The 13,860-nt window shown below is 67.8% G+C and carries 9 protein-coding genes; 5 read left to right on the plus strand and 4 right to left on the minus strand.

Annotated elements, in window-relative coordinates; all coding sequences use genetic code 11:
• Positions 1-83: 83 nt before the first annotated feature.
• Positions 84-1,271 carry an NO-inducible flavohemoprotein gene (gene hmpA / locus F1599_RS09795; RefSeq protein WP_150082903.1) on the minus strand — a complete coding sequence of 396 codons (1,188 nt, stop codon included), beginning with the start codon at positions 1,269-1,271 and terminating at the stop codon, positions 84-86.
• Between the two features lie 164 nt (positions 1,272-1,435).
• On the opposite strand from hmpA, the gene norR reads away from it, so the two are divergent.
• The 3 genes from norR (at position 1,436) to F1599_RS09810 (ending at position 7,377) form a co-directional block, all read left to right on the plus strand.
• Positions 1,436-3,085, plus strand: coding sequence for a nitric oxide reductase transcriptional regulator NorR (gene norR / locus F1599_RS09800; RefSeq protein WP_150082904.1), 1,650 nt, complete (start codon positions 1,436-1,438; stop codon positions 3,083-3,085).
• 245 nt (positions 3,086-3,330) lie between these two features.
• Complete coding sequence (locus F1599_RS09805; RefSeq protein ID WP_150082905.1) at positions 3,331-6,333, plus strand: transglycosylase domain-containing protein; 3,003 nt, start codon at positions 3,331-3,333, stop codon at positions 6,331-6,333.
• Between the two features lie 219 nt (positions 6,334-6,552).
• On the plus strand, positions 6,553-7,377 hold the full coding sequence (locus F1599_RS09810; RefSeq protein WP_150082906.1) for a hypothetical protein: 825 nt from the start codon (positions 6,553-6,555) through the stop codon (positions 7,375-7,377).
• 86 nt (positions 7,378-7,463) lie between these two features.
• On the opposite strand, the gene F1599_RS09815 is transcribed toward F1599_RS09810, so the two are convergent.
• Together F1599_RS09815 and F1599_RS09820 are read right to left on the minus strand one after the other, a co-directional pair.
• Positions 7,464-8,495, minus strand: a complete 1,032-nt coding sequence (locus F1599_RS09815; RefSeq protein WP_150082907.1) for an LLM class flavin-dependent oxidoreductase — start codon at positions 8,493-8,495, stop codon at positions 7,464-7,466.
• A gap of 211 nt (positions 8,496-8,706) precedes the next feature.
• Positions 8,707-9,642, minus strand: coding sequence for a DedA family protein/thiosulfate sulfurtransferase GlpE (locus tag F1599_RS09820; RefSeq protein ID WP_149318444.1), 936 nt, complete (start codon positions 9,640-9,642; stop codon positions 8,707-8,709).
• 215 nt (positions 9,643-9,857) lie between these two features.
• Between F1599_RS09820 and F1599_RS09825 the strand changes: the two genes are divergently transcribed.
• Complete coding sequence (locus F1599_RS09825) at positions 9,858-10,109, plus strand: GlsB/YeaQ/YmgE family stress response membrane protein (protein WP_006577258.1); 252 nt, start codon at positions 9,858-9,860, stop codon at positions 10,107-10,109.
• A gap of 303 nt (positions 10,110-10,412) precedes the next feature.
• On the plus strand, positions 10,413-11,921 hold the full coding sequence (locus tag F1599_RS09830; RefSeq protein ID WP_150082908.1) for an ankyrin repeat domain-containing protein: 1,509 nt from the start codon (positions 10,413-10,415) through the stop codon (positions 11,919-11,921).
• Between the two features lie 42 nt (positions 11,922-11,963).
• Here F1599_RS09830 and F1599_RS09835 read toward each other — a convergent pair whose 3' ends face one another.
• Entirely contained in the window at positions 11,964-13,664 is a 1,701-nt protein-coding gene (locus F1599_RS09835) for a hypothetical protein (protein ID WP_150082909.1), read from the minus strand.
• Between the last annotated feature and the right edge of the window lie 196 nt (positions 13,665-13,860).

Raw genomic sequence — 13,860 nt, forward strand, 5'->3', positions numbered from 1 at the left:
GAAAGGGTTGGCGACAGGGCCGCCGGCAGGGTTGGCGGCAGGACAGGCGATCGCGGGGGCGACCGCCTCCGCTACCGCGCCGCTCACGCCGCCTGCAAGTCCTCCAGCGGTCCGAAGAACTCAAAGCGCAGGCGCTCGGGCGCGATGCCCAGGGCGCGACCGTCGGCATAGACCGAGCGCATGAAGGCCTTCGGCCCCAGCAGGTAGAAGTCGACGTCGCGGTCGGCAGGCAGCCGGCTCGCCAGCAGCTCACGCGTGACGAAGCCCACGGCGTGCGGGTCATCGCCTTCCCGCGGCGTGTCGTAGACGTAGCAAACGCTCACATTGCCGTGGTTGGCGGCGATCGCATCGACGCGCTCACGGAAGGCATGCACGCCGCCGTGCCGCGCGGCATGGATGAAGTGGACCGGCCGGCCGGCGGGCGCGGCCGCTTCCAGCATGCTGATGGCGGGCGTGATGCCGACCCCGCCGGTCACCAGCACCAGCGGCCGGTCGTTGGCCGCCTGCTCGAGCACGAAGTCGCCGCAAGGCTGCAGCGCCTGCAGGACGTCGCCCACCGCGGTATGGTCGTGCAGCCAGTTCGACGCGCGGCCGCCCGGCTCGCGCTTGACGCTGATCCGGTACCACGGCTTGCCCGGCGCATCGGACAGCGAGTAGTGGCGACGGGTCGGCGCCCCGTCGATGGTCAGCAGCAGCGTCAGGTACTGGCCCGGCCGGAAGGCGGGCAGCACGCCGCCGTCCGCGGGCTCCAGGTAGAACGAGGTAATGATCTCGCTCTCCTGCACCTTGCGCGCGATGCGCAGGCCGCGCGTTCCGCGCCAGCCACCGGGCTGGGCCGCGTTGTCGCGGTAGACCGCCTCCTCGGCATCGATCAGGATCTTCGCCAGTACGCCATAGGCCTCGCCCCAGGCGCCGACGATGTCGTCGGTCGCCGCTTCGCCAAGCACGTCGCGGATCGCCTGCAGCAGGCAGCCGCCGACGATCGGGTAGTGCTCGGGCTGGACGCCCAGTGCGGCGTGCTTCTGCACGATCCGCGGCAGCGCGCCGGCCAGCGCGTCGAGCTGGTCGATATGGCTGGCGAAGGCGAGCACCGCGCCGGCCAGGGCGCGTGCCTGCGTGCCGTGCACCTGGTGGGCCTCGTTGAAGAAGGCCTTCAGTTCCGGATGCCGGGTCAGCAACAGACGATAGAAGTGTTGCGTGATCGCTTCGCCGTGCTGCTTCAGCACGGGCACCGTGGCCTTGACCAGCGCGATGGTATTCGGGGACAGCATGAAAACGCTCCTGTGGTTGGACGTCGAGAGGTACCTTGTCATATCAAGCGGCATGCCAGGGGGGGACACCGGGCGCAAACCCTTGATTCTTATGGCATCATGCAATGCAGTTGTCCAAATGACTACGCGTCATCCGTTGTCCGAATGACAACGTTGTTGTCCACATGACCACGAATTCCGATTTCCCCACGCCCGCCGACGAAGGGCGCTTCCGCCAACTGCTGGCCGCCGCCCGTGGCATCGTCCGGTGCGATGCCGCGGCGCTGCTGCGTTTGCAAGGAGAAGTGCTGGTGCCGGTCGCCGTCCACGGCCTGAGCGACGACGCGCTCGGGCGGCGCTTCCCCGTCTCGGCTCATCCACGCCTGGCGCAGCTGCTCGACAGCGAGGACGGCGTGCGATTCGCCGCCGATTGCGGCCTGCCGGACCCGTACGACGGGCTGATCGAGGGACAGCCGGACATCCTGCCGATCCACGACTGCATGGGCGCGCCGCTGCATTGCGGCGGCCGGCTGTGGGGCCTGGTGACACTGGACGCGCTGCAGCCCGGCGCCTTCGCCGACATCTCGGCGGCGCAGATGCAGGCGGTGGTGACGATGCTCGAATCCGGCATCGAGGCCGACGAGACGATCCGCGCGCTGGCCGAACGCGCGGCGCGCGAGCGCGAAATGAGCCGCGCGCTGCAGGCCCGTGGCCAGCCGCGCGAGCTCCTTGGCAAGAGCGCGGCGATGAAGCGGCTCAAGCAGGAAATCGACACGGTGGCGGCGTCGGATCTGAGCGTGCTGATCCTGGGGGAAACCGGCGTGGGCAAGGAACTGGTCGCACAACGTCTGCATGACCGTTCGGCCCGCCGCGACCGGCCGCTGGTGCAGATCAACTGCGCGGCGCTGCCGGAGACGCTGGCCGACAGCGAGCTGTTCGGGCACAAGCGCGGGGCTTTCACCGGCGCGGTACAGGACCGCGTCGGCAAGTTCGAGTTGGCCGACGGTGGCACGCTGTTTCTCGACGAGGTGGGCGAGCTGCCGTTGCCGGTCCAGGCCAAGCTGCTGCGCGTGCTGCAGAGCGGGGAAGTGCAGCGGCCCGGCAGCGACCGGCTGCTGCGGGTCGATGTCCGCGTGCTGGCGGCGACCAACCGCGACCTCGGCAAGGCGGTGGCCGAGGGCCGCTTTCGCGCGGACCTGTATCACCGGCTGTCGGTCTATCCGTTGCGCGTGCCGCCGCTGCGCGAGCGCGGGCGCGATGTGCTGGCGCTGGCCGGCGGCTTTCTCGAGGAAAACCAGCACCGGCTCGGTGCGCGCAACCTTCGGCTGTCGCCGGACGCGGCGCTGGCGCTGATGGCGTATGCCTGGCCGGGCAATGTCCGCGAACTCGAACATCTGATCAGCCGGGCGGCGCTGCGCGCGCTGGCCGAATCGCGCCGCGGCGCGCGCTGGATCGCGATCGAGCCGCGCCACCTTGGGCTGGACAGCGGCACCAGCCGGCTCGCGCATGGCAACGAAGCCAACGAAGACGTCCGCCACCCCAGCCGCCCCACCGCAGCGCAGCGCGACGACACACCGGCCGCTCGTGCCGCGCAGTCCCTGCCGGCAAGCGCGCCGGAGGCAGATCGGCTGATAGGGAGCGGCACGCTGCGCGAAGCCACCGACGAATTCCAGCGCCGCTGGATCGAAGCCGTGCTGGCGCGGCACGGCGGCGCCTATGCCGCCGCAGCGCGCGCGGCCGGCATGGATCGCAGCAATTTCCACCGGCTGGCGCGGCGATTGGGGGTTGCGCCGGAGGCAAGGCGCCAGACGGGCCGCGACGCCGATCCGCACTAGTCGCGCGCCAGCGGCCAAACCCTGCCTGCGGCCCACCCTTCACCACGAGCGACGTCCAAGGCATACTTGGCCCTGCGAGCTGATCGCCTGCCTGCATTCGCCGACCTCGACGGCCCGGCCGGAAAATTTTCTGTCGGCGGCCCCTGTGCAAACGCCGGCTAGCGCCAATACTAGAGGTCGGAGGCGCGCGGCCCGTAGTGCGCAATGACGCTTCGATCGACCACCCATAGCACCGGAAGCGAACCGTGTCGCGTCGTGTCTGGCCTATCGTTGTCCTGCTGGTCCTGGTTGGCGGCGCCTGCTATTTCGCCGCCCATCTGATCGCTGACGAGGTTCGCACCTCGCGGTGGCAGGCGCGCTATTTTCACGATTGGGGCCAGCGCCTGACCTACACCATCGCGCCGGGCGCCAGCGACCGCATCCGCTTCCCCGATGCCGGGCCCTACGATATGCGGCTCGGCTACGCCCGCATTCCGCACTACACCGAGTTGCTGGAAGCGCGCGGCTTCGTGCGCGAGCATCAGGCGCGGATGTCCCAGGCGATGCTCGAATACCTCGATCTCGGCCTGTACGCGCCCTATCGCGAAAAGACCCGCGCCGGGCTCGCCCTGCTCGATTGCAACGACCGCAACGTGTCGGTGCAGCGCTTCCCCGAACGGCAGTACCAGGACTACCGCGAAGTGCCGCAGGTCCTGGCCAACTCGCTGCTGTTCGTCGAGAACCAGGGGCTGCTCAATCCCGAATATCCGACCCGCAATCCGGCGCTCGACTGGCGCCGGCTGTCGCGCGCCGGCGTCGACCAGCTGTTCGCCATCGTCGATCGCGAGCGCGACACGCCGGGCGGCAGCACGCTGGCCACGCAGATCGAGAAATACCGCCATTCGCCGCAGGGCCGCACGTCCTCGATCTCGGAGAAGCTGCGCCAGATGGGCTCGGCCTCGGTGCGCGCCTATCTCGATGGGCGCGATACCGTGCGGGCGCGCGAACGCATCGTGGTCGACTACCTGAACACCGTACCGCTGTCGGCGCGCAATGGTCGCGGCGAAATCCACGGCATCGGCGATGGCATGTACTACTGGTACGGCGAGGACTTCGACGAAGCGAATCGGATGCTGCACGAGATCGAGTCGAAACCACCCACGCCGCGCGAGGCGCAGGTCTTCAAGCAGGCGCTGTCGCTGATCATCGCGCAGCGCCGTCCCTCGTACCATCTGCGCCGCTACGACACCAACCTGGAACCGCTGACCGACAGCTATCTGCGCCTGCTAGCCGGCGCCGGCGTGATTTCGACGCGTTTGCGCGACGCCGCGCTGGCCGCGCGGCTCGACAAGGCGCCGATTCCCTCGCTGCCGCCCGCCGATCCCTTCGTCACGCGCAAGGCCATCAACCAGGTGCGCACCGATCTGTCGCGCCTGCTCGGCGTGTCGAGCCGCTACGATCTGGACCGGCTCGACCTGACGGTCGCCAGCACGATCAATACCGAGGCGCAGCGCCAGATCACCGCCACGCTGATGAAGCTGCGCGACAAGGAAGGCGCGCGCGAGCTCGGCCTCTACGGCCACAACATGCTGCGCGATCATGACGATCCGTCGAAGCTGGCGGCCAGCTTCACGCTGTTCGAGCGGGTCGGCAATGCCAGCTATCTGCGCGTGCAGGCCGACAATATCGACCAGCCGTTCGACCTGAACAGCGGCGCGCGGCTCAATCTCGGCTCGACCGCCAAGCTGCGCACGCTGGTCACCTACCTCGAGATCCTTGCCGAACTGCACGACCGCTACGCGGGCATGACGCGCGCCGAGCTGCAGCGCGTCCCGGTCTCGCCGCAGGATGGGCTGACGCGCTGGACGATCGACTGGCTGCTGAAGAACCCCAACGGCAATCGCCGCGCGATGCTCGAGGCCGCGCTCGAACGCAAGTACGCCGGCGGCGCCGGCGAGGCCTTCTTCACCGGCGGCGGGCTGCAGACCTTCACCAACTTCGAGCGCTCGGCCAGCGTGGAAAGCCTGACGGTGCGCCGGGCCTTCCAGCACTCGGTCAACCTGGTGTTCATCCGCATGATGCGTGACATCGTCCGCTACGAAGTCCACCGCGCGCACCCCGATGCCAGCGAGCTGCTGGCCGACCGCGATGCGCCCGGCCGGCGCAAATGGCTGGAGCGCTTCGCCGACGAGGAAGGCAGCCAGTACCTGACCGGCTTCTATCGCAAGTACAACGCGCTCGACAAGAACGGCCGCATCGCGCTGCTGCTGCAGCGTGTGAAGCCCATCGCGGTGCGCGTGGCGGTGGCATTGCGCAGCGCCGATCCGACCATGGACGAGGCCACTTTCGCCCGGCATCTGCGCGCCAAGCTCGGCACCAAGCTCGACGACGAGGATGTGTTCAAGCTCTACGACAAGTACGGCAAGGACAAATTCTCGCTGAACGACCGCGGCTACCTGTCGCGCATCCATCCGCTCGAACTGTGGTTGATCGACTATCTGGACGACCATTCCGAGGCGGACCTGAAACAGGTGCTGGAGGCCAGCGCCGACGTTCGCCAGGAGGTCTACACCTGGCTGTTCCGCACGCGCAGCAAGGCGGGGCAGGACAACCGCATCCGCATCCTGCTCGAGCGCGATGCCTTCGAGCGGATCGGCGAGCGCTGGCGCCGGCTGGGCTATCCCTTCGATACGCTGACGCCTTCCTATGGCAGCGCGGTCGGCGCCTCCGGCGATCGTCCCGCCGCGCTGTCGGAGCTGGCGGGCATCCTGCTCAGCGGCGGCCTGCAGCCGTACACCGAGACCGTGCGCTGGCTCGACTTCGCCGCCGGCACACCGTACGAAACCCGCTTCGTGCTGCGGCCCGGGCAGCGCAAGCGCCTGCTGCCCGAGGATGTCGCGGAACTCGCGCGGCGCTCGCTGCTGGACGTGGTCGAGGGCGGCACCGCGCGCTCGGCACAGGGCGCCTTTCCGGCCGATCGCGGCATGGCGCTCGGCGGCAAGACCGGCACCGGCGATCATCGGCACATGGTGTTCGGCCGCGGGGGCTACGTGATCGCATCGCGCGCCGTCAGCCGCTCGGCCACCTTCGTCTTCACCATCGGCGAGCGCTACTTCGGCACCGTCACGCTGCATGTGCGCGGCCCGCATGCGGCGCGCTACAGCTTCACCAGCGCCTTGTCGGTCAGGCTGCTGCGCGGGCTGGCACCGACCATCGTGGCGATGGACCCGCAGGCCGGACCGGCGACGCTCGCCTGCACCGGCGGTTGAACGAGCCCGAGCCCGCTGTCGCCATGGCGCGGACCTTCCGCGCGCGCGGTTGACGCCATCTGTTCGCTGCCCCACCAATCCCCCGCCGCGCCGCGCCCGAAACGTCGCGCCGCGACTTTGCCCGCACCGTCCCTGCGCTTACCATGCAAGCAAACGACGAGCATCGGCAACCGCCGATACGCAGGCAGAAAATACGTCGCCGAGGAACGGGGGGCACCTTTGAGCAGCTACATCGAAGACTACTGCGCGCGCATCCGGCAAGGCGGCGCCAACGCCGTGATGGCGCATCCGGTCGTGGTGGACAGCGACGGCACCTACGTGATGAGCTACGTGCCGTTCGAACACGTCAACGCCACCGCCCGGCTGGTGCTGGTCAGCACGACGCCGGGACACATGCATGTGCGGCTCGCCGCCGAACTGACCGAGGCCCTGCTGCGCGCGCATGCGCCAGGCCGCATCGTCCAGCTGGAAAACAAGCGCCAGATCGAGTTGGGCGGGCCGCTGGTGCGGCCAAACCTGATCCGCATGCTCGATCATTTCGGCATCCCGGCACTGGTCGGCGCCGAACGGGCGACCGCCCTGTGGGAGGACAGCTTTCACCTGCTGCAGCCGCTGGCCTTGCTGCCGCAGGCGACCATGCGCCGTGGGCTGGCCTTCGATGGCACGCTGGAAGCGCTGCTCGCCATACCGATGCTGCGCCGCGCGTTCGAGACGCAGTTTGTCGAACGGCTGACAAGGGTCCGCGACGATGCCCTCTATCTGGCGCTGGGCCGCACCGCGTGGGCGGGCCTGTGCCACGCGGCCGAGAAGGGCGTGATCGGTGCCGGCCAGCTGCTGGGCATGATGCCGGTGCCCGCGCGCGCGGGCAGCATGGTGCGCTACTTCCTTGGCGAGATCAGTGCGGCGAAGCTGTCGCCCAGAGACCCGGTCAGGCACCGCACCGCCTGGCTGGACGCGGCGCGGCGCGAATTGATCGAGAACGTGCGCCGCCACCGGCAGGCGCAGAGCGGCGCGGCGACGGGGGTCACCACTGCGGCCGCGTAGGTCGGCGCACAGGTCGGCGCATAGGTCGGCGCATAGGTGTGAGCGTACGCCGTCGCCCCGCCGACGGCCGATGACGATTGCCTGCGCTACAGCGTCTGCGCGCCGCTGACCGGCCGCAATTGCTGCGCGGCCTGCGCGGCCAGCTCGAAGGAATGCAGCCGCGCCTGATGATCGTAGATCTGCGCGGTCAGCATCAGCTCGTCCGGACGCAGATCGTCGACGAAGCGCTGCATGCCCTCGCGCACCGTATCGAGGTTGCCGACCACCGAACAGGACAGCGAGCGGCGGATATGGGCGGCCTCGGTCTCGTTCCACATCGATTCGATATCGTCGACCGGCGGACGGATGCGCCCCGGCGTGCCGCGCACCAGCGCCAGGAACTGCTGCTGCAGCGAGCTGAACAGCCGGCTCGCCTCGGCATCGGTATCGGCGGCGAACACGTTCAGGCCCAGCATCACGTAGGGCCGGGACAGCGCCTCCGAAGGCCGGAAGGTCTGCCGATACAGATCCACCGCCTGGCGCATGAAGCCGGGCGCGAAATGCGAGGCGAAGGCGAACGGCAGCCCCATCGATGCGGCCAGCTGCGCGCTGAACAGGCTGGAGCCCAGCAGCCACAGCGGCACCTTCAGGCCCGCGCCCGGTACCGCGCGCAGCCGCTGGCCGGGCCGCGGCTCGTCGAAATAGGCCTGCAACTCCTCGACGTCCTGCGGGAAGGTGTCGGCCGTGTCGTGGGTCGCGCTGCGGCGCAGCGCGCGCGCCGTCAGCTGGTCGGTGCCGGGCGCGCGGCCCAGTCCCAGGTCGATACGGCCCGGAAACAGCGAGGCCAGCGTGCCGAACTGCTCGGCGACCACCAGCGGCGAATGGTTGGGCAGCATGATGCCGCCCGAGCCGACGCGGATGGTCGAGGTTCCGTTGGCGACGTAGCCGATCAGCACCGCCGTGGCGGCGCTCGCAATGCCGGGCATGTTGTGGTGCTCGGCCAGCCAGAAGCGGCGATAGCCCCAGCGCTCGGCATGCTGCGCGAGGTCCAGCGAATTGCGCATCGATTGGGCGGCGTCGCTTCCCTCGGGAATCGGCGAAAGATCGAGCAGGGAGTAGGCAGTGGTGGGAGCGGTCATGCGGGAAGGATGCGGGAAGGCGAAGCGGGAACGGTTTTTTGGCCGGGCGTGGCGCGATCGATGGCCGACCGGCACATCGACGCATCGGCACGCCGCGGCGCCGCCAGGCGTTTTCCGTGGACGGCGATCGAGTTGGAACGGCAACTATAGCCGTTCTCTTCCCGCGTTGTCGGAAGGGTCTCCCGGCGCCAGACAGTCCGCATCGGGCTCGCTAGACCGCCAGCACACGTTCCCCTTGCAGCTGCTTCCAGGCATCGATGCCGCCCAGCAGCGCCCACGTATTGGCATAGCCGGCCGCGCGCAGCCGCTCGGCCAGCATGGCGGCGGACAGTTCGTTGGGGCAGGCGCAATAGATCACGATCTCGACGGCCGGGGGATGTTCGGCGAGTACGTCCAGCGGCGCCTCCGGGTCCACCGCCAGAGCGCCGGGGATGCGCTCGAGCGCCGCGCTGCCCGGCGCGCGCACGTCCAGCACCAGCGGCAGGCGGCCGTCCTGGCGCCGCGCCTCCAGTTCGACGACGCTCATGCGCGGAATCAGCCGGGTGCGGCGCAGCAGCCGGACCCGCTTCCACCAGCGCCAGACAATGAACAGCGCGAGCGCAAGCAGCGCCAGCATCAGCGCCAGGTGGCCATAGGTGCCGAAGGCGTCCAGCACGGCATCGATCGCATCGCTGAACGCCGCGCCGATCATCAGCGCCCCGCCGGCCCAGACCACGGCACCGATCGCGTCGTAGAACAGGAAGACCGTGAACGGCGTGGCCGTCATGCCCGCCATCGCCGTCGACAGCGCGCCCGCGCCCGGCAACAGCTTGGAGAAGATCAGCGAACGGGGCCCCAGACGCAGATACAGCGACTGCGTTTGCCGGATACAGCTGTCCTGCGACAGCGATACCTTGCAGATGGTGCGCAGCATCGGCTGGCCCAGGCGCCGGCCCGCGAGGTACCACAGCGAATCGGCGATCAGGCAGGCCACCACGACGGCGCCCAGCACCGCGCCGATCGACGGTCCGGTCTCGCGCATGCCCAGCGCCCCGGCAACCAGCAACAAAGGATAGGCGGGCACCGGCAGCCCGGCCTGCTCGATGAGCACGTTCAGAAATACCAGCGTCAGTCCGTGCTGTTCCAGCAGGACCTGCAATTCGCCCACGGCGGTCTCCCGGTGAATGATCGATGGCGCGATGATTCGCGATATGGGCGAAGTTTGCCAGCACTGCGGCCACCGCGGCCGGTCCCGGGCTGGACGATCGTTTCAAAAACTCTGAATGTCCGGTGCGCCGGACTGCTCGCCCTGCGCCCAAAGGCGTGGCAAGATGGCGCCGAAGCGGCTCGGACCCGCCGGCCGCTCGAAACTGGGAGATGCGTATGCTGTCATTCCTCGGTACGGTGATCGTCGGCCTGATCGTCGGGCTGATCGCCAGGGCCATCAAGCCTGGCGACGACAAGATGGGTTGGATCTTGACCATATTGCTTGGCATAGGCGGTTCGCTGATCGCCGGATATGTCGGCCAGGCGCTCGGCTGGTATCGCCCCGGGGAGCCGGCCGGCTGGATCGCCTCGGTGATCGGCGCGATCGTGCTGCTGGTGATCTACGGGCTGGTACGGCGCAGAGCCTGACGCCTGCCCAGGGGGCGGGGCCATTGGCGGCCTCGCCCATCGTTTTTTGGCGCCCGGTCCCGCTTCCGCCCCGCACCCATCCACTCGGCACACGGCGGCTTGCACGCCGGCCCGCCAACCGCAGTTCGCTGCGTTCGCACAACAGTGCCGGCACCCTTTGTTGCGAAAGATTGAACTGCCGACACATTTCCGTAAGAAATCGCGCTGAACCGTGCGTAGGCTGGCGTTCCCCCAAGCCCGCCACCGTTCCCGCCCACTCCCCTTGCGGCGGACGGCGAGCCAGTCCCGACGGAGGACGCCGCCATGCAGCGCAACCCATTCGAGCCCTTCCCCGACGACGCCAATGCCAGCGGGAATCCGGCGCGGCCCGCCACCGCTTCTCCGTCCGCATCGCCGTATTCTCGAACCCCTCCGTCAAGCTCCGCAAACAGTGCACTCCCCGCCGTCCATGCCGCCATCCGAAGCGGCAAGCTGGCGCTCGTACGACAGGCCCTCGCGGCCGCGCCGGACGCGCTGCAGACCTGCGATGGGCAGGGCGATCCGCCCCTGCACTACGCGGTCCGTTCGGCAGCGCCGGTCGCTCTGCTGGCATGCCTGCTGGAACATGGCGCTCGTCTCGATGCGCGCAATATGCGCGGGGAAACGGCCATGCATATCGCCTTCAGCCAGCAACACACCGATCCGGCCTGGTTGGCGTGGTTGCTCGGCCATGCCGGTCGCAAGGGCGACACCGGCGCCTGGCTCGCCGCCTTCGTACCCGATGCCGATGGTCGCTATGCCTATGAATATGGGCTGGGGGCACAGCGTCAGCCGAGGCCCGGCATGGAACCGATCATGGCGGGGCTGCAACGGCAGGATGGTTGGTACCGAGCCTATCTCGCCAACATGGCCAGGGCAGTGTCCTCGGCGGACCTCGCCGATCTGGCGACGCTGCTGTCATGCGAGATGCCGCTGGATCTTGCCGTTCAGCGCGGCAAGACAGCGCTGATGGTCGCCGCCGAACTGGGCCACGAGGCCGTCGTCGACATGCTGCTGGCCCACGCCGACGAGCACGGCATGCGCCAGCTGAATCTGGGTGCGGCAGACAGCGGCGATACCGCGTTGATGCTGGCTGCCTTTCACGGACATGTTGCCGTCGTGGAGCGCCTGCTCGCCGCCTCGGCGGCTACCGAGGTGCCAAGCCAGTGCGGCGACACTGCCCTGATGGCGGCCGCCATCGCCGGCCACGACGGCATTGTCGAGCGGCTGCTGGATGCCGGTGCCATTGTCGATACCCGCAATGCGCTGGGCCGGACGGCGTTGATGTTCGCCGCCGTGGCCGGACACCGGGGCACCGTGGAGGTCTTGTTGCGCCACGGCGCCGCGGTCGATGCCAAGGATGGCGAAGGGCGAACCGCACTGGCTTTCGCCGCCCTCCACTCGGCAACGCTGTATGCCGGGGCGTCGTTACAGGACCGCGTCACGGCAATCCATGTCGATACCATGGGTTCGTTTGCCGCCTTGACTCGTTCCGGCACACCGCAGGGCGCAAACGAGCGGCGCGACGTCGCTGCCGGCCTCGGTCCCGCCAGACACCGCGACACCGCCCGGACGTTGCTTCACCACGGCGCCGCAGTCGATTCGAGGGATATTCGCGGCGCCACTGCCTTGATGCATGCCGCCGCGAACGGCCATATCGAAATTCTGGCTGTGCTGCTCGGTGCAGGAGCCGACTGGGACCTGCGGGACAATTCCGGACGAACCGCTCTGACTTACGCTACCGCAGCCGGACACGTCCATGCCGCCCGCATGCTGAAATCCTGTCAGGGCTGAATACCGTGGGCGCGGTGTGCGGATCGGCGCGTCAGCCTGCTCCTACAGTGGCTCCGCCGGCCGGTACGCGACCTCGCCAACGCCGATCTTCTTCCAGAAGGGTTCGGGCAACCTCTCCCGCAGGAACGCCAACGCCCCTGACCGGCGTTCATACTCCTGGCGCATCGCCGTCTTTCCTTCGATGAACTCCTGAAACAGTTGCCGCAACGGTTTCAGCATGGCCTCGTCGCTACGCAGCGCCATCCCTTCCATGGCTGCCTTCAGCGCGTCGGTCTGCGCCTGCGATGCGAAACAGCGCAGCTTCTGCGAGATCTCCTCGCGGTCCCTCGCGTAGGTAGAGTCCAGCCGGACCGATGAACGCAGCCTGATCGCTTCGAGCAGGTTCGCATCCATCCCAAGCGACACGAGTGCTTCCGTCAGCGCACATCTGGTCACCGGGCGATCACCGTCAAGGAGCGCGTTCAGCATCGCCTCAATGGCCACAAATCGGTTGCTCCGCATTTCTTCGATCGTAGGTTGCCGCCGCTCTTGCAGAATGCGCTGCGCCATGGCCATCAATTCGACATCGCGATTCGCTGCGCGGCCTGCATCCTTGCGATCATTGACGAAGCGCAGGACACCCGAGGTGAGCCAAAAGACCCCGGCAGCGAGAGCGATGGCGAGCATTGCGATGGCGAATATGCCTCCGGTGCCGGTCGCCGCCAGGACAACGAAACCAACCCCTATTGCGATCGATGTCGCACCGTAGCCGATACGAAATTTCGCGCGAGAGATCTTCTTGAGTTCATCCGTCTCGATCGCCTGAAACGCCTTCTCCTGATGATGCAGCACGATGCCGATCAGCTCCTTCGCGCTCGCGGCGTCTTCAGCTTGCTCGGATGCTGATACGGCAGCGCCTGCAATATGAGATTGCCGGACAGCGGCAGATTCCGTCCGGGCGGCCTGGTCAGTCAACCATTGCCGATGATGATCCGCCGCCTCGGAGACCAGCCGCTCTGCGCCATTGGCGGTACGCAGCTCGGGCCTTCGGCTACGAGCCGCTTCAAGATCCAGCAGCCGTCGCCCCGACTGATACAAGCCGACCACGGCGGCACCGATGTGGAATGCGCCCATCGCAATGCTGAAGGCACCACTGGCGACACTGTTTGCCGCAACATCGACGCCTTGCACACCGAGCTTTACCGCGGCATCCGCCGCATTGCACGCGGCTCCGCCCAGTTGTACGACGCTGTCCCGCGCAGCGGCGACGCCCATGGCATGGAGATTGTCGGTCGCTTCGGCGAGCTGATTGGCGGCCTGCTCATAGCGGACGTAGTGCTCGAAATCCGCGGCCAGATCGAGCGCCAGTTTCTCGAGTTTTTCTTCCACCCCCTTCAGGTCGGCCCGGGTTCTCTGAAGGTTCAACGGCGATGCGGACAGATCCCGTTGCCAATCCGGCAGCAACTTCGCTTCCGCGTCGCACGGCCAGGTATTGAGCAACGTGGAGAGCGCCTGTCTCTCACCAAGCAAGCTGGCAATTTCCGGGTTGCCATTCACGAAACGGTCCCGCCCAGCGGCATGCTTGCGCAGCGCCTGGTCCAGTTCCGACTTCTTCCGCCCTGCCTTCCATACGAGGTGAGCAGTACCGATGGCCTCCATCACTGCAAACGTGCTGCCGACCAGGGCACCTTCATTCGCTGCAGGCAGATACGAAGTGGCCGAGAACGTCCTCAGTTCGTCCGTGGACGACACGGCGATGTGCATCCCCTCGCGTCCTACCGTTACCGCGCTCCATAGGCCGTAGGTAACTTCATTGAGCAGATGCCATCCCTTTGAATCGCCCCGGTTTTCGCGGAGGCTGTTTGGTTAAAGTAAAACGGCCTCGTCGGCGGTTTTGCCGAGTTGGTTGTAGTAGTTTGCCTCAGCCTCGGCGGGCGGGATATAGCCGATGGATGAGTGC

The sequence above is a fragment of the Cupriavidus cauae genome (assembly GCF_008632125.1).
Taxonomy (GTDB): domain Bacteria; phylum Pseudomonadota; class Gammaproteobacteria; order Burkholderiales; family Burkholderiaceae; genus Cupriavidus; species Cupriavidus cauae.